This is a genomic window from Streptomyces sp. NPDC056580, from assembly GCF_042793175.1.
In the GTDB taxonomy this organism is placed as follows: Bacteria; Actinomycetota; Actinomycetes; order Streptomycetales; family Streptomycetaceae; genus Streptomyces.
Window position 1 is genome coordinate 181,927 of record NZ_JBHTVE010000004.1, and the last position, 19,343, is coordinate 201,269.

Consider the following 19,343-nt stretch of genomic DNA (forward strand, 5'->3'; position numbering starts at 1 on the left):
AACCGTCAAGGCCTCGCATAACTCGGAATCGAGCCCGCAGACAGCGACTCCTTCGGCCGGTATTGTTCAGTGCACCAACGATTCGATCAGGGGAGCGCACATGGCCGCGGCGGACCTCACCACCCATCCCGGGCACCTGGCCCGGCGGCTCCAGCAGGCGCACTACCTGCTGTGGAACACGATGGTCTCGGAGGAGATCACCTCCCCGCAGTTCGCCGTCCTGAACGCGCTCGTCGCCGAGCCGGGCCTCGACCAGCGCACCGTGGGGGAGCGGGTGGGCCTCGACCGGTCGACCATCGCCGAGGTCGTCAGCCGGCTCGGCCGCCGCGGCCTGCTGGACAAGGTGCGCGATCCGCAGGACGGGCGCCGCTTCCTGCTCCGGCTCACCGACGACGGGGCGCGCACGCACCGCAGGCTGACCGTGCGCACCGCCCGCATGAACCAGGTCTTCCTCGCGCCGCTGACCGCCGAGGAGCAGACCGTCTTCTTCGACCTGATCCGCCGGGTCGCGGACGCCGCCGAGGAACTGCGCAACCCGGTCGAACCGCCGGCCCTCCAGCAGGGCTGACGGCCCGGTCAGCCGCCGGACGGGGCGAACACCACCCACACCTGGCCGGCGGCGAAGTTCATCGGGCCGCCGTCCGCCGCCGTGAACCGCGTGCCGTCCGCGGCGGCCGGCCGGGACCACCGCGCCGCGAAGGAGCGCCCGTCCCGCAGCACCTCCGCCCGGCCGGAACCGACCGTCTCGGTGTACGGCGTGCGGTTGCCGAGCACGTCGTGGAACTGCGAGGGGCGGATCCGCACGTACTGCACCACGACGGTCGGCGGCGCCACGGGGCCGCCGTCCGTCGTCGCCGCGGGCGTGCCGTCCATGGCGACCAGCCAGCCGCTCCGCCGTCCGGACCAGGTGAAGGTGAAGCGCGCCGCCGGGAAGCGCACCGTGCGGGTGGCCGCCGGCGCTCCGCCGGAGGGCGCCGGACCGTACCGGAATCCCGTGGTCAGCGCGGCCCGGCCCGGGGCGGAGCGCAGCAGCCGGGCGGGTCGCAGGTACAGGTTGTGCGGCGCGGCCCGGCCCGCGCCCCGGTAGAAGGCGCCCGCGGTGTCGTCGGGCGACTCGGCCCGCAGCGGAGCCCGGCCGATCAGCGGCAGCAGCTTGTGCTGGGCGCCCGAGTAGGCCAGCGTCGGCTCGTGGAACTGGCGCAGCAGTTCCAGGTCCGACTCGCGGGCGCTGCGCACCGGCCCGACCGACTTCGGCAGCCGGGTGGCGTACACCGCCATCAGCCGGCTCAGACCGCCCTCGACCTGCTCCGCGTACACCACGTCGGCGGCGCCGAGTCCGGTCTGCGGGCGCGCGGGCGGCACGTTGTCGATCTTCACGGCGAGCGGTGACCCGGCCGTGGGCGTGGGCGTTGGTGTGGGCGTGGATGCGACGGGAGCGCTCGGCGTGGGGGTGCGCGCCGGGGCGCGGGCGTCGTCGGCCGGTCCGTGGCGGGTGCAGCCCGCCGTGAGTGAGGCCACCGTCGTCGCGGTGACGAGTGCCGCCGTCAGCGCGGCGCGGCGCGTGCGCGCCGCGGATCGCATGCCCACCGTCGTCTCCCCGTTCGTATAGGTCGATTGTGTGCTCGCCGGGACAGTCCGGGCCATACCCGGTACGCCGTCTCCGCGCGCGTTCGCTGGGCCGATCGGGCCCCTGGCGTGACCCGGGCGAGCGGCCGGGGCGCGGGCCGTGTGCCGCCGGCGGGGGAGAGCGCGGGGTTCACGCAGGTTCGCCCGGGTACCCGGCACCACCCCGAAACGGACGCGCCAGGGCGAATCGGCGCGCACGCGAGCAAGGGAGCGCGACCTCATGAAGGCAGTCACCTGGCAGGGCAGGCGGGACGTGCGGGTGGAGGATGTGCCGGACCCGCGGATCGAGGAGCCCACCGACGCGGTCATCCGCATCACGTCCAGCGGTCTGTGCGGCTCCGACCTGCACCTGTACGAGGTGCTCACCCCGTTCATGACCCCGGGTGACATCCTCGGACACGAACCGATGGGCATCGTGGAGGAGGTCGGCGCGGCCGTGCCCGACCTCGCGGTGGGCGACCGGGTCGTGGTGCCCTTCCAGATCGCCTGCGGCAACTGCTGGACGTGTCTGACCGGACTGCCGACCCAGTGCGAGACCACCCAGGTCACCAGCGAGCACATGGGCGCCGCGCTGTTCGGCTACACCCGGCTGTACGGCGCCGTGCCCGGCGCCCAGGCCGAGTACCTGCGCGTCCCGCAGGCCCAGTTCGGGCCGATGAAGGTGCCCCAGGGCCCGCCGGACGACCGGTTCGTCTACCTCTCCGACGTGCTGCCCACCGCCTGGCAGGCGGTCGAGTACGCCTCCGTCCCGCCCGGCGGCACCCTCGCCGTGCTCGGGCTCGGGCCCATCGGCGACATGGCCTGCCGCATCGCGATGGCCCGGGGCGCCGAGCGGGTGTTCGGCGTCGACCTGGTGCCCGAGCGGCTGGCCCGGGCCAAGCGGCGCGGCACTCAGACGTACGACCTCAGGGTCTTCGACGACGAGAAGGAACTGGTGGAGGCGATCCGCGACGAGACCGGCGGCCGGGGCCCGGACGCCGTGATCGACGCCGTCGGCACCGAGGCCCACGGCGGCGCGACCGCGAAGCTCGTCCAGACGGCCGCCGCGATGATGCCCCGCAAGATCAGCGGCCCCATCGCCGAACGCTTCAGCGTCGACCGGCTCTCCGCCCTGTACATGGCCATCGAACTGGTCCGGCGCGGCGGCACCGTCTCGCTCAGCGGTGTCTACGGCGGGACGGCCGACCCGCTGCCGCTGCTCACCATGTTCGACAAGCAGATCCAGCTGCGCATGGGACAGGCCAACGTGCGCCGCTGGAGCGACGAGATCATGCCCTACCTCACCGACGAGGACCCGCTCGGCGTCGACGACTTCGCCACCCACCGGGTGCCGCTGTCCGAGGCCCCGCACGCGTACGACATGTTCCAGCGCAAGCAGGACGGCGCCGTCAAGATCCTGATGCAGCCGTAGGGGCGGGCCCGGCGGGAAGGGTCGGACGGGCCCTAGGAGCCGCCGCCGGTGCCCAGGATCTCCGCCAGGTCGTAGCGCACCGGCTCCTCCAGCTGGGCGTAGGTGCAGCTCTCCGGCGCGCGGTCCGGGCGCCAGCGGCGGAAACGGGCCGTGTGCCGGAAGCGGGCGCCGTTCTCCATGTGGTCGTAGGCCACCTCGGCGACCCGCTCCGGCCGCAGCGGCACCCAGGACAGGTCCTTCTTGCCCGACCAGCGGCTCGGCGCCCCCGGCAGCCGGGCCGTTTCGTGCGCCTCCACCTCCCCCCAGGCCGCCCACGGGTGCCCGGCGGCGTCGTCCATCCGCAGCGGCTCCAGCTCCTCGATCAGCTCGGCGCGCCGCTTCATCGGGAAGGCGGCCGACACGCCCACGTGCTGCAGCGCGCCCCGGTCGTCGTACAGGCCGAGCAGCAGCGAGCCCACCACCGGCCCGCTCTTGTGCAACCGGTAGCCCGCCACCACCACGTCCGCCGTCCGCTCGTGCTTAATCTTGAACATGGCCCGCTCGTCCTGCAGGTAGCGCAGCCCGAGCGGCTTGGCCACGATCCCGTCCAGGCCGGCCCCCTCGTACTGCTCGAACCACCGCCCGGCCAGCTCGGCGTCGGTGGTCGCGGGCGCCAGGTGGACCGGCGCGACCACGCCGGCCAGGGCCCGGTCGAGCAGGACCCGCCGGTCGGTGAGCGGCACGTCCAGCAGGGACCGGTCGTCCAGGGCCAGCAGGTCGAACGCCACGAACGAGGCCGGGGTCCGCTCCGCCAGCGTCCGCACCCGCGAGTGGGCCGGATGGATCCGCTCGGTCAGCGCGTCGAAGTCCAGCCGGCCCTCGCGCGCGATCACGATCTCCCCGTCCAGCACGCACCGCTCGGGCACCCGCTCCTTCAGCGCCGCCACCAGCTCCGGGAAGTAACGGGTCAGCGGCTTGCCGGTCCGGCTGCCCAGCTCGACCTCGTCACCGTCGCGGAACACGATGGCCCGGAACCCGTCCCACTTCGCCTCGTAGTGCATGCCCGGCGGGATCCTCGCCACCGGCTTGGCGAGCATCGGCTTCACGGGTGGCATCACCGGGAGATCCATGCGTCCGATTCTGCTCGCATACGTACGGAAGCGCCCGGTATGCGCGCTGTGCGGGGTGCGCCTACCGTGGCCGCATGGGTGAAGCGGTGCAACTGGAGGTGGCCGGCCGGACCGTACGGCTGTCCAGCCCGGACAAGGTGTTCTTCCCCGAGCGCGGTTTCACCAAGCTGGACCTCGCCCGGTACTACGCCGCCGTCGGCCCCGGCATCCTGCGCGCCCTGCGCGAGCGCCCCACCACCCTGGAGCGCTACCCGGACGGCATCGGCGGCGAGTGGTTCTACCAGAAGCGGGCGCCCAAGGGCATGCCCGACTGGATCCCGACCGCCCACATCACCTTCCCCAGCGGCCGCAGCGCCGACGAGATGTGCCCCACCGAGGAGGCCGCCGTGGTGTGGGCCGCCCAGTACGGCACGCTCACCTTCCACCCCTGGCCGGTGCGCCGGGGCGACGTCGACCACCCCGACGAGCTGCGCATCGACCTCGACCCGCAGCCCGGCACCGACTACGCCGACGCCGTCCGCGCCGCCCACGAACTGCGCGCCGTCCTCGACGAGTACGGCGGCCTGCGCGGCTGGCCCAAGACCTCCGGCGGCCGCGGTCTGCACGTCTTCGTCCCCATCGAACCCCGCTGGACCTTCACCCAGGTCCGCCGCGCCGCGATCGCGGTGGGCCGGGAGATGGAACGCCGGATGCCGGACCGGGTGACCATCAAGTGGTGGAAGGAGGAGCGCGGCGAACGCATCTTCATCGACTACAACCAGACCGCCCGCGACCGCACCATCGCCTCCGCCTACTCCGTCCGGCCCCGCCCGCACGCCCCCGTCTCCGCGCCGCTGCGCTGGGAGGAGGTCGGCGTGGCGCACCCCCGCGACTTCGACCTCGCCACCATGCCGGCCCGCTTCGCCGAACTCGGCGACGTGCACGCCGGCATGGACGACCACGCGTACTCCATCGAGGCCCTGCTGGAGCTGGCCCGCCGCGACGAGCACGACCACGGCCTCGGCGACCTGCCGTACCCGCCGGAGTACCCGAAGATGCCGGGCGAGCCCAAGCGGGTCCAGCCGAGCCGGGCGCGCGGTGAGCGGGCCTCCTGAAAGGCCGGAACCCGGGCCTGACGAGGGTCCGCCGCGGCGCCGGCCGGCCCGGTCTCCGGCCCGCCGGACCGCGGCTATCCTGATCGTCAGCCGCCGATGAGGAGCCCGAAGTGACCGAGGCAGTGTCGCGTCCCACGCTGGAGGCCGTGGCCGCGCGGGCCGGGGTGTCCCGGGCCACCGTGTCACGGGTGGTCAACGGCGGGGACGGAGTCCGCGAGCCGCTGGCCGAGCGGGTCCGGCGGGCGGTCGAGGAGCTCGGGTACGTGCCCAACCAGGCCGCGCGCAGCCTGGTCACCAGGCGGCACGACGCCGTCGCCGTCGTCATCGCCGAGCCCGAGGCGCGGGTGTTCGCCGACCCCTTCTTCGCCCTGCAACTGCGCGGCATCAGCAAGGAACTGACGGCCCACGACAACCAGCTCGTGCTGCTGCTGACCGAGGGCCGCGCCGACCACGCGCGCGTGGCCCGCTACCTCGCCGGGGGCCATGTCGACGGCGCGCTCGTCTTCTCCCTGCACCTCGACGACCCGCTGCCCGGCCTGATCCGCAAGGCGGGCGTGCCCACCGTGTTCGGCGGCCGGCCCGACTGGAGCGACGGCGACGGCGCCCCCGGCCCGGTGTACGTCGACAGCGACAACCGGGGCGGCGCCCGCGCCGCCGTACGCCATCTCGCGGGCCTCGGCCGGACCCGGATCGCGCACATCACCGGCGCGCTCGACCAGACCTCGGCGGTGGACCGGCTCGACGGCTACCGGGACGTCATGGGCGACGCCGACCCCCGGCTCGTGGTGGAGAGCGACTTCACCGCGGGCGGCGGCGAACACGCCATGCGCGAACTGCTGGACCGCTGCCCGGACGTGGACGCCGTGTTCGCCGCCAACGACCTCACCGCGCTCGGCGCCCTGCGGGTGCTGCGCGAGCGCGGCCTGCGCGTGCCCGAGGACGTGGCCGTGATCGGCTTCGACGACGTGCTGCCCGTCGCCGAGGAGTGTGACCCGCCGCTGACCACGGTCCGTCAGGACATCGAGGAGATGGGCCGGCTGATGGCCCGGCTGCTGCTGGGCGGCCGGACCGAGGACGGCGGCGCGGGGGAGCGGCCGGACCCCGCGGCGCCCGGCGTGGTCCTGCCGACCACGCTGATACGCCGCGCCTCCGCATGAGGGCCGGGCCGGCCCCGGACCGCGCCAGGGCCTGACTGACGATTCCCGCCGGGTCCGCGACGCCTGGTGCCGCACCTCGCCGCGTTGTCGGGTACGCCCGGGTACGTCCAGTGCGAGGGCGGCCCTCCGCCTTCCCGTGCACGGCACCGGACGCCGCGGGCTGGTCCGACGCGCACCGTCAGACAGCCCCTAGCCCTGCGGCGACTCGCTCCTGATCACCGCGAAGCGGGCGCCGTACGGGTCGGCCAGCCTGGCCGTGCGGCCGACGCCCGCCAGGGTCGCCGGCGGCACCCGCACCGTGCCGCCGAGCCGCCGCGCCTCGTCGACGACCGCGTCGGGGTCCTCGACCTCGAAGTACGGCAGCCAGCAGGGGCCCGCCTCCGCCTCCACCGGGTCGTCGGCCAGCGGCACCATCCCGCCGAACATCGCGTCCTCCCCGGCCCCCGCGGGGCTGACGCCGGTGTACGTGCCGCCGGGGAACGGCACACCGGACGTCTCCAGACCGAGGACCCGGTTGTAGAACGCGGCGGCCGCCGCGATGTCCGCCGTGTACAGCTCGACCCAGCACAGCGCGCCCGGCTCGTTCGCCACGTCGACGCCTCTGGTCCGCCCGGGCTGCCAGACGCCGAACGGCACCCCCGCCTGGTCGGCCAGGACCGCCATGCGCCCCTGCCCCATCACGTCGCGGGGCGGGAACAGCACGGCGCCGTGCGCCCGTTCGGCCGCCTCGGCGGTGGCCTGAGCGTCCTCGCTCCGGAAGTACACCGTCCAGGCCGGCGGCCGCTGGTGGTCCGGGCCGGTCCGCATGCCGCCGGCCACGGTCCTGCCGTCGAGCTGGAAGAAGCCGTAGCCGCCGGCGTCGGGCCCCGCGGACCGGAACTCCCAGCCGAAGAGACCGCCGTAGAAGGACAGGGCGCCGTCCAGGTCCGGGGTGCCGAGATCGACCCAGTTCGGAGCGCCGTTGACGAAACGGGTGGTGAGCATCTTCGCCCTCCTCGACAGGGGGCCCGTGAGCCGGGTCCCGTCCTCTGCACTGCCGAGTCTGGCACCACCCGCTGACAACGCCGCCGAGGCGCCGCGGCGCGCCGGGTCCCCGCACCGGCCGGCCCGGCCGGTGCGGGGACCCGCCGTGTTCGGCGCCGGTCCCGCGCGCCGCCGTGCGCGGGCGTCCCGTGCGCCGCATCATCGGGACGGTGCACGCCTGCGCCGGGGTTCCGGCGACGGCGTCGGCGCGGCGTTGATGCCGCGTTGATCGAACGTTTTTCGCCGCACGGCACGATCCTGGCCATGCACACCGAAACGATCACCCCGGCCGACACCGCCTGGCAGGCCCAGGCCCTGTGCGCGCAGACCGGGGCCGACTTCTTCTTCCCCGAGCCCGGCAGCTCGGTCCGCGAGGCGAAGCGCATCTGCGGCATGTGCGAGATGCGCCCCGCCTGCCTCGACTACGCGCTGAGCAACGACGAACGCTTCGGCGTCTGGGGCGGCCTGTCCGAGAAGGAGCGCCTCGCGCTGAGGCGCTCCGGCTGACACCCGGCGGCGGCTTTCGTCAGCCGGCCGCCCGCGAAGCCATGCGGGCCTTGCGCGCCGCCAGCCGCTCGTCGAAGCGGGTGGCCTCCGCGTCCAGGCCGCCCAGGAACAGGCCCAGTTCCTCCTGGGCCCGGCGGCCCTCGGGGCCGAGCCCGTCGATCTCCATGACCTTCAGGAAGCGCAGCACGGGCTGCAGCACGTCGTCGTGGTGGATGCGCAGGTTGTAGACCTCGCCGATCGCCATCTGCGCCGCGGCCCGCTCGAAGCCGGGGATGCCGTGCCCGGGCATGCGGAAGTCGACGACGACGTCCCGGACCGCCTGCATGGTGAGGTCGGGGGCGAGTTCGAAGGCGGCCTTCAGCAGGTTGCGGTAGAAGACCATGTGCAGGTTCTCGTCAGTCGCGATGCGGGCCAGCATGCGGTCGCAGACCGGGTCGCCGGACTGGTGGCCGGTGTTGCGGTGCGAGATCCGGGTGGCCAGCTCCTGGAAGGCGACGTACGCCACGGAGTGCAGCATCGAGTGCCGGTTGTCGGACTCGAAGCCCTCGCTCATGTGGGACATGCGGAACTGCTCGAGCTTGTCCGGGTCGACCGCGCGCGAGGTGAGCAGGTAGTCGCGCATCACGATGCCGTGCCGGCCCTCCTCGGCCGTCCAGCGGTGCACCCACGTGCCCCACGCGCCGTCGCGCCCGAAGAGCGAGGCGATCTCGTGGTGGTAGCTCGGGAGGTTGTCCTCGGTCAGCAGGTTGACGACGAGGGCGATACGGCCGATCTCCGTCACCCCGGACTGTTCCTTGTCCCAGGCCTCGCCGTCCTCGAACAGGCCGGGGAAGTTGCGGCCGTCGCTCCAGGGCACGTACTCGTGCGGCATCCAGTCCTTGGCGACCTTCAGATGCCGGTTCAGCTCCTTCTCGACCACTTCCTCCAGCGCGTACAGCAGCCGCGCGTCGGTCCAGGCGGACGGGCTGCCGAGGTGAGGGGAGGTGATCGTCACGGGAACTCCAGGGGGACGCCGAGCAGAAGGGGAGCGAAGGGGACGGTCCGGCGAGCGGTGCCGGGGAACCTACGTGATCGTAGGCTACGAATCCGTAGGTTACGAAGCCGTAGGTTAAGGACGCCGTAAACACCGCTGATCAGGCGCACTGGAGCGGACAGTTGACGGGTGCGTCGCCGGCCCGGGGAGCCGCAGGTCCCGGGGCCCTCCCGGGAAGGGTGTCACCGCGTCAGGCGTACAGCCCCCGCAGCCGCACCGAGAGACACGTCACACAGCCCTCGAGCTTCTCGAACTCGCCGATGTCCACGGTGACCACCTCGTGGCCCAGGTCGGTCAGCAGCTCCGCGGTCTTCGGGGCGCTCGCCGCCATCAGCAGCCGGTGGCCGCCGAGCAGCACCACGTGCGCGCCGGACTCCTCCGGCACCGACAGGAACCCCGGGAACAGCGACGGCCGGTCCACCATCGGGATGTGCCCGATGACCGTCCCGTCCGGCAGCGCGGTGACCGCCGACTTCAGATGCAGCACCTTGCTCACCGGCACGGCCACCACCCGCGCGCCCAGCGGCTCGAACGCGGCCCGCAGCTGCTGCACGCCGGCCGCGTTCGTGCGCCCGCCCCGGCCCACGTAGACGGTGTCGCCGACCTTGAGGACGTCACCGCCGTCCAGCGTGCCCGGCTCCCAGACCCAGTTCACCGAGCAGCCCAGACGGGCCACCGCCTCCTCGACGCCGGCGGTCTCCGCGCGCCGGGACTCGGCGCCGGGCCGGGTGATCAGCGCCACGTTCCGGTACATCACCACCGTGTCCTCGACGAACACCGCGTCGGGGCAGTCGTCTGCCGGGTCGACCTCGATGGTCTCCCAGCCGTGCGCGCCGAGCGCCTCGACGTAGGCCTCCCACTGCTCGACGGCGAGCTCCACGTCGACCTCCGCCCGCTCGACGTGCGTCACCAGCCCCTCGGCGAGCAGCGGGCCGGGGCGGCGGACGAGGGCCTTCTTGCTGGGCACGGGGGGCCTTTCCTGATCGGCGGTGCGGTCCGGCCCCCGTGAGCCGGGCACCGGACCGCCATCATGCAGCGCGCCATGGTCAGGACAAAACCCTCACTCTGGCTCGTTAGCAGGCTGTTCCCCTCCTGAGACACCCGGCGGAACCGGCCGGTCCGGATCCTCGAGTTCCCCGGGTGTGGTCGGGGTCAGTCTCCCTCCCTCCATCAGCAGCCACCGGGTGATGCCGATGGACTCCAGGAACGGCAGGTCGTGGCTGGCGACGACCAGGGCGCCCCGGTAGGCCTCGAGAGCCGAGGTGAGCTGCCGGACGCTCGCCATGTCGAGGTTGTTGGTCGGCTCGTCCAGCAGGAGGAGCTGGGGCGCCGGCTCGGCGAGCATCAGCGCGGCCAGCGCCGCCCGGAAGCGCTCGCCGCCGGAGAGCGTCCCCGCCTTCTTGTCGGCCCGCGCGCCGCGGAACAGGAAGCGGGCGAGGCGCGCCCGGACCCGGTTGTTGGTGGCGTCCGGCGCGAACCGGGCCACGTTCTCGGCGACGGTCGACTCGTCGTCGAGCACGTCGAGGCGCTGCGGCAGGAACCGCAGCGGCACGTGCGTCCGCGCCTCGCCGGCCCGCGCCGGGAGCTCCCCGGCGATGGTCCGCAGCAACGTCGTCTTGCCGGCGCCGTTGCGTCCGACGAGCGCGATCCGCTCCGGCCCGCGCAGATCGAGGACGCCCTCGACGCGGGCCCCGTAGGCCGTCCGCAGGTTCTCCAGGGTGAGCACCTCACGGCCGGGGGGCACGGCCGTGAAGGGCAGTTCGACGCGGATCTCGTCGTCGTCCCGTACCGCCTCCACCGCCTCGTCCAGCCGTTCCCTGGCATCGGCGAGCCGTTCCTCGTGCATGATCCGGTGCTTGCCCGCGGACTCCTGCGCGGCGCGTCTGCGCGCGCCGACGAGGATCCTCGGCAGGCTCCCGGAGTCGCCCACCTTCTGCCCGTACCGCTTGCGCTTGGCCAGTTTGACCTGGGCGTCGGAGAGTTCGCGCTGCTGCCTGCGCACGTCCGCCTCGGCGACCCGCACCATCCTTTCGGCCGCCTCCTGTTCGACGGCCAGGGCCTCCTCGTAGGCGGAGAAGCCGCCGCCGTACCGGACGATCTCCCCCGAACGCAGGTCCGCGATCTGGTCGGCCAGGTCCAGCAGTTCGCGGTCGTGGCTGACGACCACCAGCACACCCGGCCAGGCGTCGACGGCCGCGTACAGCCGGCGGCGCGCGTACAGGTCCAGGTTGTTGGTGGGCTCGTCGAGCAGCAGGACGTCGGGGCGGCGCAGCAGCAGCGCGGCCAGCCGCAGCAGCACCGACTCGCCGCCGGACACCTCGCCGACGGTGCGGTCCAGGCCGATGTGGCCGAGGCCGAGTTCGCCGAGCGTGGCCAGGGCGCGCTCCTCGACGTCCCAGTCGTCGCCGATGGCCTCGAAGTGCGCCTCGGCGACGTCGCCCGCCTCGATGGCGTGCAGGGCGGCCCGCCGGGCGGCGATGCCCAGAACCTCGTCGACGCGGAGCGTGGTGCCGAGCGTGACGTTCTGCGGCAGGTAGCCGATCTCGCCGGTCACCTTGACGGTGCCGCCGGACGGGGCCAGTTCGCCGGCGAGCAGTTTCAGCAGGGTGGACTTCCCCGACCCGTTGACGCCGACGAGTCCGGTCCTGCCGGGTCCGAAGGCGACGTCGAGGCCGTCGAAGACAGGGGTGCCGTCGGGCCAGGCGAAGGACAGGGACGTGCAGGTGAGGGACATGGACATGGGGCCTCGCGGTTGCTGGATGCGGTCTGGGCTGACGCGTGTCGAGACACCGCGAGGCGGAAACCGAAGGCCCGGGCGGCAGGGGTGCCCGTGGACGGGGGCCTGTGCCGGAGGACGGCTCGGACGCCGAGGTCGAACCCCACGCACACCTCACCGGTGTGAACGCGGTGTCTCAGGACCTCAGACGAGCAACGTCCTTCTCCGATCGACGGCAACAGAACCGGATCCAACGTACGAGGGGGGCGGGAGGCTGTCAACGCGATTTCCGCGGGCGGCCCGCGCCCCGCCGGCGCGGCGGGCCGCCCGCGGGAGGGGGCCCGGGCCTGGCCGCGCGCCCGGGGTCAGCAGGCGTCCCGCATCAGGACGGCCAGGCCGTGGTCGAGGTCGAGCTGCAGGTGCTCAAGGCCGACCGGCACGAGGTCGCCGGTCGCCTCGAGGAACCGCCGTATCTCGCCCGAGCGCACGTGCACGACCGCCGTGCCCTCGGGGGCGTGGAACTCGAGCACCGTGCGGTCGTAGCCGTACGGGCGCACGCGGACGTCGCCGTGGCCCTCCGGGCCCTCCAGGCCCGCCGCGAGGAGTTCACGGGAGAAGGTCCAGCAGACGTCGACGCCCTCCAGGGTGGCCGGCGCGGGGAAGGTCATCCGGACGGCGAACGGGTCGCGCCGGTCGTAGCACAGGACGGCGGGGATGCTCGGCATGCGCGGTGCGGCGGCGACGAGGCGGGCCTCTACGGGCTGCTCGATCATGGTGGACAACGCCTTGCTCCCTCGTGACGGACGGACGTGCTTGCGGTGTGGCACCGGTACTGGAGGAGACGTCGGATCCGGCCGGCCCGTGCACACGGGACACAAGTGACCTCGGTCACCGCGTTCATGCTTCGGGTGCGGCGACGCCTCCTGGGACGGTCTTCCGGACGCCGCCGGGACGGGTCCTGGGACCCCGCCGGGACGACACTGCGCACGCCGCCGGGACGGCCCTCTGGACGGTGCCGGGGCGGTCCGCTAGCTTCGCCCGCCATGAGGCGCTTGGGGAGCACGCGACGCGGGGGACGGACGAATCGGCTGCTGGCGGCGGGGGTGGCGTGCGCGGCGGCACTGGCCGCGGCGGCGGTGCCCGCGGCCGCCGAGGCGGCCGTACCCGCCCGGGGCGGGGTGCACTGGGCGGAGAAGGACAGCGGCGCTCCGCAGATCCGCTTCCGTGGCCTGGCCGCCGTCGACCGCCGGACCGCCTGGCTCGCCGGCACCGGCGGCACCGTGCTGCGCACCGGCGACGGCGGGGCGAGCTGGCGGAACGTCTCCCCGCCGGGCGCGGCCGACCTGCAGTTCCGGGACGTCGAGGCGTTCGACGGGCGGCGCGCGGTGGTGCTCGCCATCGGCGAGGGCGAGGCCTCCCGCGTCTACCGCACCGAGGACGGCGGGAGCACCTGGACGGAGTCCTTCCGCAACACCGACCCGAAGGCGTTCTACGACTGCCTCGCCTTCTTCGACCACCGCCACGGCCTCGCCATGGGCGACCCGGTGGACGGCCGGTTCCGCATCCTGTCCACCAGCGACGGCGGCCGTTCCTGGCGCGTTCTGCCCTCCGCCGGCATGCCGGCCGCCCTGGACGGCGAGGCCGGCTTCGCGGCGAGCGGCCAGTGCCTGGTCACCGCCGGGCCGAAGGACGTGTGGCTGGCGACCGGCGGCGGAGCCCGCGCGCGCGTGCTGCACTCCGCCGACCGCGGGATGACCTGGACGGCCACCGACACGCCGGTGCCCGCGGGCGATCCCGCCAGGGGCGTCTTCGCGCTCGCCTTCCGCGACCGCGCCCACGGACTCGCCGTCGGCGGCGACTACCGCCCCGACCGGTCCTCGCCGCGGGCCGCAGCGGTGACCGGCGACGGCGGCCGCACCTGGCGCCCGGCCGCCACCCCGCCGCCGGCCTACCGCTCCGGCGCCGCCTGGCTCCCGCACAGCCGCGGCACCGCGCTGGCCGTCGGCCCGACCGGCACCGACCTGACCACCGACGGCGGCCGCACCTGGCGCCCGGTGGACACCGGCTCCTACGACACCGTGTCCTGCACCCCGGACCTGAGCTGCTGGGCGGCCGGTGAGAAGGGCCGGGTCGCCCGGCTGGAACGCTGACGTAGCCGCGCGGAACCCGGGTACTCGTCTCCCACCGTTGAGCATCCGGAAGGGAGCGATCATGCCAGCCGGTTCCAGCCCCAAGCGCGAACGCCAGTACGAGCACATCAAGGAGAGCGCGCAGGACCGGGGTGAAAGCGCCGGGCGCGCGAAGGAGATCGCCGCGCGGACCGTGAACAAGGAACGCGCCCGCGCGGGCGAGTCCAAGACCGCCAGCCGCAGCTCGACACAGGACAGGAAGTCCTCCGGCGAGCGCGGCGGCCAGCGGTCGGGCAACCGGGTGGGCCCGCACGGCCCGACCCGCGACCAGCTCTACAACGAGGCCAGGCAGCGCGGCATCGAGGGCCGCTCGCACATGAACAAGGACGAACTGCGGCGCGCGCTGGACGACAAGAAGGGCTGAACCCGCGCGGGGTCAGTCCGCCGCCTGCCGGTGCCGGGCCAGCTCCGGCGCCGTCTTCGTGGCCCGGAACTCCGTGACGCGGTACGTGCAGACCCCGGCGGCGACGAACGGGTCGCCCGCGGCCACCTCCTCGATGCCGGCACGGTCCTCCGCGACGGCGAGGATCACCCCGCCGTCGCGGGGCTCCTTGCGCCCGGAGGCCAGGAAGCGGCCGGCGTCGTAGTGCTCGTCGAGCCAGGCGCGGTGCGCCGGCAGCACGGCCTCCACGTCCTCCAGCGGGGCGGTGTACGTCAGCTCCAGTACGAACATGATCGCGAGCCTAACGGGTGGGTCGCCGGCCGTGCCCGGGCCGTACAGTCCTGTCCACGATGAGGACCGCAGACGTGCCCGCGAACTGGCCGGTGACCGTGGAGGAGGCCCGCGCCGTGCAGGACGCGCTGCGCGGGCGGGTGGTGCTCGACGAGCCGGGGCCGCCGCCCGGGTCGGGGCGGGTGACGGGCGTGGACGTCGCCTACGACGACGAGCGCGACCTGGTGGCCGCGGCGGCCGTCGTGCTGGACGCGGCATCCCTGGAGGTCGTCGCCGAGGCCACGGCGGTCGGCCGGATCTCCTTCCCGTACGTCCCCGGGCTGCTCGCCTTCCGCGAGGTCCCGACCGTACGGGCCGCCCTGGACGCCCTGCCGTGCCCGCCGGGCCTGGTGGTGTGCGACGGCTACGGCCTCGCCCATCCGCGCCGCTTCGGCCTCGCCGCCCATCTCGGCGTCCTCACCGGCCTGCCGACGATCGGCGTCGCCAAGAACCCCTTCACCTTCACCCACGACGAACCCGGCCCGCTCCGTGGCGGCTCGGCCCCGCTCCTGGACGGCTCCGAGGAGGTCGGCCGGGCCCTGCGGACCCGGGACCGCGTCAGACCGGTCTTCGTCTCCGTGGGCCACCGCGTGAGCCTGGACAACGCCCTGGCGCACACGCTGGCGCTGACGCCCCGGTACCGGCTGCCGGAGACCACCCGCAGGGCGGACGCCCGGTGCCGGCAGGCCCTGAGACGGGCGGTCGCCGAGTACCCGGACTGAGTAGCCGTACGGATGTGCGGGGCACGGGCCGGTCGGCAGGGTGGGGCCCATGACGACGCACCGTGCGCCCAAGCCCCTCACCGATCCGAACCGGCCCGTCGAGCGGGCCGTGAACGCGGCCCTCGTGCTCTGCGTGCTCGCCGGGCTCGGCTGGATCTGCGGGATGATCTGCACCTTGGTGCGGTGGCCCCGCTGACGGGTCAGCGGCTCGCCGCGACCCGGAAGCGGATGCCCGCCCGCCGCAGCCGCTCGGTGAGCGCGTCGCCCATGGCGGCCGCGGTGGTGACCTGCCCGGCCGTCGGCGGGAGGTCGTCGAAGGCCAGGCAGAGCGCCGACTCGGCGAACATCTTCGCCGTCTCGTCGTAGCCGGGGTCGCCGCCCGAGACCTCGGTGAACACGCGCCGCCCGCCGCCCTCGCCGACGAAGCGCACCCGGAACCAGCTCCGTGCCCGCTTCTGCGCGCTCGGCCCGTCCCCGGGCCTGAGCCGGTCCGAGAGCCAGCGCCGGGCGGGCGGAAGCTGGGCGGCCGCCGCGACCGCGCCGACCGCGGCGGCCCCGCCCGCGGCCACCGGCAGGTGCCGGACCGCCGCGTAGTGCCGGTAGCGGAAGTCGGGCCCGTAGCGCTCCAGCGCCTTCGCCGAGCGGCGCACGATCTGCGGGTCGAGGGTCGGCAGCGGCAGCGCCCAGGCGCCCACCTCCCGGGCGAACCGCGGGGCGCCCGCCGGCGCCGACACCCGGCGCCCCAGCAGCCGCGGCTCGTGCCGCCGGCGGTCCCGGGCCGCCGCCGCCATCTGCCGGCCGCGCGCGAACTGGTTCAGCGCGGAGGCCAGCGTTCCGCCGGAGAAGGCGGCGTCCGCCGTCACGAACCCGTCCACGGTCAGCGGCACCCCCTCCGGCAGATGCCGGACCGTGAAGTGCACCCCCAGATCGTGCGGTACGGAGTCGAAACCGCAGGCGTGCACCAGACGGGCGCCGGTCTCCCGCGCGCGTGCGTCGTGCCGGACGTACATCAGGTCCACGAACTCGGGCTCACCGGTGAGGTCCAGGTAGTCGGTGCCGGCGTCCGCGCAGGCGGCGACCAGTTCCTCGCCGTACTCCAGATACGGTCCGACGGCCGAGGCCACCACGCGCGCGTGCTCGGCGAGGGCCCGCACGGTGGCCGGTTCGCGCACGTCCGCACGGAGCGTGCCGACCCCGGAGCCCCCGGGCAGCCGCGCCCGCAGCCGCTCCAGCGCGAGTTCGTCGCGGCCCGCCACCGCCCAGCGCAGGTCCCCGGGGGCATGCGCCGCGAGGTACTCCGCGGTGAGCGTGCCGACGAAGCCGGTGGCCCCGAAAAGCACGAGGTCGTAGGGACGTTCCGTCCTTTTTAGCCTGCTCATGTCACCCCTTGCCTCCGCAGCCCGCGCCGCTGTTGGTGGCTGAGGCTAGCGTGAGTGGTGCGGAGCCGGACGACCAGCCCGGCGACGACGGCTGCGGGCACTTGGCTAAGCGCTTGCTCGTTCAGGTCTTGTGCCGAGTGGAACGTCTTCTTAGCATCCTCGGTGTTACATCAGTTGTGTCACATGGGCTTGGGGGCAGGACGGCATGACGACGGCAGGGACGCCGGGCCACGGCCCGCTTGCGGGTGTGCGCGTGGTCGAACTGGCCGGCATCGGGCCGGGCCCGTTCGCCGCCATGCTCCTCGCCGACCTGGGCGCCGACGTGGTCCGGGTGGACCGCCCGGGCGGCCCGGGCCTCGGGATCGACCCCGCGCACGACGTGACCAACCGCAACAAGCGCTCGGTCGTCGTGGACCTCAAGGCGCCGGACGGCGCCGCGCGCGTGCTCGACCTCGCCGGGCGCGCCGACATCCTCCTCGAGGGCTACCGCCCCGGGGTCGCCGAGCGGCTCGGCGTCGGCCCCGCCGACTGCCACGCCCGCAACCCCCGGCTGGTCTACGGCCGCATGACCGGCTGGGGCCAGGACGGCCCGCTCGCCGACCGCGCCGGCCACGACGTGACGTACATCGCCCTCACCGGCACCCTCGGCATGATCGGCCGCGCCGACGGGCCCCCCGCGATCCCCGCCAACCTGCTCGGCGACTACGCGGGCGGCTCCCTCTACCTGGTCGTAGGCGTCCTGGCCGCCCTGCACCACGCGCGCGCCACCGGCGTGGGCCAGGTCGTGGACGCGGCCATCGTGGACGGCGCCGCGCACCTGTCCGCGATGATCCACGGCATGCTGTCCGCCGGCGGCTGGCAGGACCGGCGCGGCGCCAACCTCCTGGACGGCGGCTGCCCGTACTACGGCACCTACGAGACCGCCGACGGCGGCCACATGGCGGTGGGCGCCCTGGAGACGCGGTTCTACGCGGAGTTCCTGCACCTGCTCGGCCTCGACCACCTCGCCGGGGCCCGCGACGACTGGACCCGCTGGGGCGAGCTGCGCGAAGAGGTCGCCGCCCGCTTCAGGTCCCGCACCCGGGACGAGTGGACGGCTCTCTTCGCGGGCTCGGACGCCTGCGTCGCCCCCGTGCTCTCCCTGCGCGAGGCCCCGCACCACCCGCACCTGGCCGCCCGCGGCACCTTCACCGACCACGGCGGCATCACCCAGCCGGCCCCCGCCCCCCGCTTCTCCGCGACCCCCACCACCGTCCGCACCGGTCCCGCCCGGCCCGGCGCGGACACCGGGACGGTGGCGCGGGACTGGGGCATACCTCACCTCGTGAACGACGGCCCCGGCCCGGACGGCGACTGACCCCGCCACCGGGCCGCCCGGCGAGACACCCCGCCATCGGCGGCCGACCCCGCTCGGCCCACCCTCCCGAAAGGCACATCAGTGACCACCGAAGCGTACGTGTACGACGCGATCCGCACCCCGCGCGGCCGCGGCAAGGCGAACGGCGCCCTGCACGGCACGAAGCCCATCGACCTGGTCGTCGGTCTCATCCACGAGATCCGCGACCGCTTCCCGGGCCTCGACCCGGCCGCGATCGACGACATCGTGCTCGGCGTCGTCGGACCCGTCGGCGACCAGGGCTCCGACATCGCCCGCATCGCCGCGATCGCCGCCGGACTGCCGGACACTGTCGCGGGCGTCCAGGAGAACCGCTTCTGCGCCTCCGGCCTGGAAGCCGTCAACCTGGCCGCGGCCAAGATCCGCTCGGGCTGGGAGGACCTGGTCCTGGCCGGCGGCGTGGAGTCCATGTCCCGGGTGCCGATGGCCTCGGACGGCGGCGCCTGGTTCAACGACCCGATGACCAACCTGTCCGTCAACTTCGTGCCGCAGGGCATCGGCGCCGACCTCATCGCCACCATCGAGGGCTTCTCCCGCCGGGACGTCGACGAGTACGCGGCCCTGTCCCAGGAGCGCGCCGCCACCGCCTGGAAGGAGGGCCGCTTCGACCGCTCCGTCGTCCCCGTCAAGGACCGCAGCGGCCTGGTCGTCCTCGACCACGACGAGCACATGCGCCCCGGCACCACCGCCGACTCCCTCGCCGGGCTCAAGCCGTCGTTCGCGGACATCGGCGAGCTGGGCGGCTTCGACGCGGTCGCCCTGCAGAAGTACCACTGGGTGGAGAAGATCGACCACGTCCACCACGCGGGCAACTCCTCCGGCATCGTCGACGGAGCCTCCCTGGTCGCCATCGGGTCCAAGGAGGTCGGCGAGCGCTACGGGCTCACCCCGCGCGCGCGGATCGTCTCCGCGTCCGTCTCCGGCTCCGAGCCGACCATCATGCTCACCGGCCCCGCCCCGGCCGCCCGCAAGGCGCTCGCCAAGGCCGGGCTGACCATCGACGACATCGACCTCGTCGAGATCAACGAGGCGTTCGCCGCGGTCGTGCTGCGCTTCGTGAAGGACATGGGCCTGTCCCTGGACAAGGTCAACGTCAACGGCGGCGCGATCGCGCTCGGCCACCCGCTCGGCGCGACCGGCGCCATGATCCTCGGCACGCTCGTCGACGAGCTGGAGCGCCAGGACAAGCGGTACGGCATGGCCACCCTGTGCGTCGGCGGCGGCATGGGCGTCGCCACCGTCGTCGAGCGCATCTGACCTCCCAGCGGA

General features: G+C 74.1%; 20 protein-coding genes. 11 read left to right on the forward strand and 9 right to left on the reverse strand.

What is annotated here, in order from left to right; translation table 11 throughout:
• Positions 1-100: 100 nt before the first annotated feature.
• Positions 101-568: a MarR family winged helix-turn-helix transcriptional regulator gene (locus ACFQ9Z_RS09720; protein WP_383013538.1), complete on the forward strand. Its 468-nt coding sequence runs from the start codon at positions 101-103 to the stop codon at positions 566-568.
• Positions 569-576: 8 nt separating this feature from the next.
• Here ACFQ9Z_RS09720 and ACFQ9Z_RS09725 read toward each other — a convergent pair whose 3' ends face one another.
• Positions 577-1,581: a DUF3048 domain-containing protein gene (locus tag ACFQ9Z_RS09725; protein ID WP_383014451.1), complete on the reverse strand. Its 1,005-nt coding sequence runs from the start codon at positions 1,579-1,581 to the stop codon at positions 577-579.
• A gap of 265 nt (positions 1,582-1,846) precedes the next feature.
• Between ACFQ9Z_RS09725 and ACFQ9Z_RS09730 the strand changes: the two genes are divergently transcribed.
• On the forward strand, positions 1,847-3,037 hold the full coding sequence (locus tag ACFQ9Z_RS09730; RefSeq protein WP_383013541.1) for a zinc-dependent alcohol dehydrogenase: 1,191 nt from the start codon (positions 1,847-1,849) through the stop codon (positions 3,035-3,037).
• A gap of 32 nt (positions 3,038-3,069) precedes the next feature.
• On the opposite strand, the gene ACFQ9Z_RS09735 is transcribed toward ACFQ9Z_RS09730, so the two are convergent.
• Positions 3,070-4,146, reverse strand: a complete 1,077-nt coding sequence (locus tag ACFQ9Z_RS09735; RefSeq protein ID WP_383013545.1) for an ATP-dependent DNA ligase — start codon at positions 4,144-4,146, stop codon at positions 3,070-3,072.
• 74 nt (positions 4,147-4,220) lie between these two features.
• Between ACFQ9Z_RS09735 and ligD the strand changes: the two genes are divergently transcribed.
• Positions 4,221-5,240 carry a non-homologous end-joining DNA ligase gene (gene ligD, locus ACFQ9Z_RS09740; RefSeq protein WP_383013548.1) on the forward strand — a complete coding sequence of 340 codons (1,020 nt, stop codon included), beginning with the start codon at positions 4,221-4,223 and terminating at the stop codon, positions 5,238-5,240.
• A gap of 110 nt (positions 5,241-5,350) precedes the next feature.
• Entirely contained in the window at positions 5,351-6,397 is a 1,047-nt protein-coding gene (locus tag ACFQ9Z_RS09745) for a LacI family DNA-binding transcriptional regulator (protein WP_383013551.1), read from the forward strand.
• A 189-nt stretch (positions 6,398-6,586) separates the two neighbouring features.
• On the opposite strand, the gene ACFQ9Z_RS09750 is transcribed toward ACFQ9Z_RS09745, so the two are convergent.
• Entirely contained in the window at positions 6,587-7,381 is a 795-nt protein-coding gene (locus tag ACFQ9Z_RS09750) for a VOC family protein (RefSeq protein ID WP_383013554.1), read from the reverse strand.
• A gap of 303 nt (positions 7,382-7,684) precedes the next feature.
• Here ACFQ9Z_RS09750 and ACFQ9Z_RS09755 point away from each other — a divergent pair, with 303 nt between their 5' ends.
• Complete coding sequence (locus tag ACFQ9Z_RS09755; protein ID WP_143639450.1) at positions 7,685-7,927, forward strand: WhiB family transcriptional regulator; 243 nt, start codon at positions 7,685-7,687, stop codon at positions 7,925-7,927.
• Between the two features lie 19 nt (positions 7,928-7,946).
• On the opposite strand, the gene ACFQ9Z_RS09760 is transcribed toward ACFQ9Z_RS09755, so the two are convergent.
• The 4 genes from ACFQ9Z_RS09760 to ACFQ9Z_RS09775 form a co-directional block, all read right to left on the reverse strand.
• Positions 7,947-8,921: an acyl-ACP desaturase gene (locus tag ACFQ9Z_RS09760; protein ID WP_383013559.1), complete on the reverse strand. Its 975-nt coding sequence runs from the start codon at positions 8,919-8,921 to the stop codon at positions 7,947-7,949.
• A gap of 229 nt (positions 8,922-9,150) precedes the next feature.
• A complete protein-coding gene (gene ddaH, locus ACFQ9Z_RS09765; RefSeq protein WP_383013562.1) occupies positions 9,151-9,927 on the reverse strand; it encodes a dimethylargininase in 777 nt (258 codons plus the stop codon).
• Between the two features lie 93 nt (positions 9,928-10,020).
• Complete coding sequence (locus tag ACFQ9Z_RS09770) at positions 10,021-11,700, reverse strand: ABC-F family ATP-binding cassette domain-containing protein (RefSeq protein ID WP_383013566.1); 1,680 nt, start codon at positions 11,698-11,700, stop codon at positions 10,021-10,023.
• Positions 11,701-12,041: 341 nt separating this feature from the next.
• Positions 12,042-12,458: an SsgA family sporulation/cell division regulator gene (locus ACFQ9Z_RS09775; RefSeq protein ID WP_383013569.1), complete on the reverse strand. Its 417-nt coding sequence runs from the start codon at positions 12,456-12,458 to the stop codon at positions 12,042-12,044.
• Between the two features lie 261 nt (positions 12,459-12,719).
• Here ACFQ9Z_RS09775 and ACFQ9Z_RS09780 point away from each other — a divergent pair, with 261 nt between their 5' ends.
• Positions 12,720-13,826 carry a WD40/YVTN/BNR-like repeat-containing protein gene (locus ACFQ9Z_RS09780; protein WP_383013572.1) on the forward strand — a complete coding sequence of 369 codons (1,107 nt, stop codon included), beginning with the start codon at positions 12,720-12,722 and terminating at the stop codon, positions 13,824-13,826.
• Between the two features lie 61 nt (positions 13,827-13,887).
• A complete protein-coding gene (locus ACFQ9Z_RS09785) occupies positions 13,888-14,229 on the forward strand; it encodes a plasmid stabilization protein (RefSeq protein WP_383013575.1) in 342 nt (113 codons plus the stop codon).
• A 12-nt stretch (positions 14,230-14,241) separates the two neighbouring features.
• Here the strand turns inward: ACFQ9Z_RS09785 and ACFQ9Z_RS09790 are convergent, their stop codons facing one another.
• A complete protein-coding gene (locus tag ACFQ9Z_RS09790; protein ID WP_383013578.1) occupies positions 14,242-14,538 on the reverse strand; it encodes a YciI family protein in 297 nt (98 codons plus the stop codon).
• Positions 14,539-14,597: 59 nt separating this feature from the next.
• Between ACFQ9Z_RS09790 and ACFQ9Z_RS09795 the strand changes: the two genes are divergently transcribed.
• Both ACFQ9Z_RS09795 and mmpA read left to right on the forward strand, forming a co-directional pair.
• The gene (locus tag ACFQ9Z_RS09795) at positions 14,598-15,299 is read left to right on the forward strand and encodes an endonuclease V (protein WP_383013581.1); all 702 of its coding nucleotides are present in this window, start codon (positions 14,598-14,600) and stop codon (positions 15,297-15,299) included.
• A 49-nt stretch (positions 15,300-15,348) separates the two neighbouring features.
• The gene (mmpA, locus tag ACFQ9Z_RS09800; RefSeq protein WP_383013584.1) at positions 15,349-15,495 is read left to right on the forward strand and encodes a morphogenic membrane protein MmpA; all 147 of its coding nucleotides are present in this window, start codon (positions 15,349-15,351) and stop codon (positions 15,493-15,495) included.
• A 4-nt stretch (positions 15,496-15,499) separates the two neighbouring features.
• Here the strand turns inward: mmpA and ACFQ9Z_RS09805 are convergent, their stop codons facing one another.
• Positions 15,500-16,678, reverse strand: a complete 1,179-nt coding sequence (locus ACFQ9Z_RS09805; protein WP_383013587.1) for a saccharopine dehydrogenase family protein — start codon at positions 16,676-16,678, stop codon at positions 15,500-15,502.
• Between the two features lie 205 nt (positions 16,679-16,883).
• Between ACFQ9Z_RS09805 and ACFQ9Z_RS09810 the strand changes: the two genes are divergently transcribed.
• Together ACFQ9Z_RS09810 and ACFQ9Z_RS09815 are read left to right on the forward strand one after the other, a co-directional pair.
• Complete coding sequence (locus tag ACFQ9Z_RS09810; RefSeq protein WP_383013590.1) at positions 16,884-18,035, forward strand: CaiB/BaiF CoA transferase family protein; 1,152 nt, start codon at positions 16,884-16,886, stop codon at positions 18,033-18,035.
• A gap of 81 nt (positions 18,036-18,116) precedes the next feature.
• Positions 18,117-19,331, forward strand: a complete 1,215-nt coding sequence (locus ACFQ9Z_RS09815; RefSeq protein ID WP_383013593.1) for an acetyl-CoA C-acetyltransferase — start codon at positions 18,117-18,119, stop codon at positions 19,329-19,331.
• Positions 19,332-19,343: the final 12 nt, after the last annotated feature.

Bases quoted from the DNA above. Each gene is read 5' to 3' on its own strand.
- mmpA (WP_383013584.1), top strand. From the start codon at position 15,349: ATGACGACGCACCGTGCGCCCAAGCCCCTCACCGATCCGAACCGGCCC.
- ACFQ9Z_RS09750 (WP_383013554.1), bottom strand. From the start codon at position 7,381: ATGCTCACCACCCGTTTCGTCAACGGCGCTCCGAACTGGGTCGATCTC.
- ligD (WP_383013548.1), top strand. From the start codon at position 4,221: ATGGGTGAAGCGGTGCAACTGGAGGTGGCCGGCCGGACCGTACGGCTG.
- ACFQ9Z_RS09795 (WP_383013581.1), top strand. From the start codon at position 14,598: ATGAGGACCGCAGACGTGCCCGCGAACTGGCCGGTGACCGTGGAGGAG.
- ACFQ9Z_RS09790 (WP_383013578.1), bottom strand. From the start codon at position 14,538: ATGTTCGTACTGGAGCTGACGTACACCGCCCCGCTGGAGGACGTGGAG.
- ACFQ9Z_RS09720 (WP_383013538.1), top strand. From the start codon at position 101: ATGGCCGCGGCGGACCTCACCACCCATCCCGGGCACCTGGCCCGGCGG.
- ACFQ9Z_RS09735 (WP_383013545.1), bottom strand. From the start codon at position 4,146: ATGGATCTCCCGGTGATGCCACCCGTGAAGCCGATGCTCGCCAAGCCG.
- ACFQ9Z_RS09755 (WP_143639450.1), top strand. From the start codon at position 7,685: ATGCACACCGAAACGATCACCCCGGCCGACACCGCCTGGCAGGCCCAG.
- ACFQ9Z_RS09810 (WP_383013590.1), top strand. From the start codon at position 16,884: ATGACGACGGCAGGGACGCCGGGCCACGGCCCGCTTGCGGGTGTGCGC.
- ACFQ9Z_RS09770 (WP_383013566.1), bottom strand. From the start codon at position 11,700: ATGTCCATGTCCCTCACCTGCACGTCCCTGTCCTTCGCCTGGCCCGAC.
- ACFQ9Z_RS09805 (WP_383013587.1), bottom strand. From the start codon at position 16,678: ATGAGCAGGCTAAAAAGGACGGAACGTCCCTACGACCTCGTGCTTTTC.
- ACFQ9Z_RS09730 (WP_383013541.1), top strand. From the start codon at position 1,847: ATGAAGGCAGTCACCTGGCAGGGCAGGCGGGACGTGCGGGTGGAGGAT.
- ACFQ9Z_RS09780 (WP_383013572.1), top strand. From the start codon at position 12,720: ATGAGGCGCTTGGGGAGCACGCGACGCGGGGGACGGACGAATCGGCTG.
- ACFQ9Z_RS09785 (WP_383013575.1), top strand. From the start codon at position 13,888: ATGCCAGCCGGTTCCAGCCCCAAGCGCGAACGCCAGTACGAGCACATC.
- ACFQ9Z_RS09725 (WP_383014451.1), bottom strand. From the start codon at position 1,581: ATGCGATCCGCGGCGCGCACGCGCCGCGCCGCGCTGACGGCGGCACTC.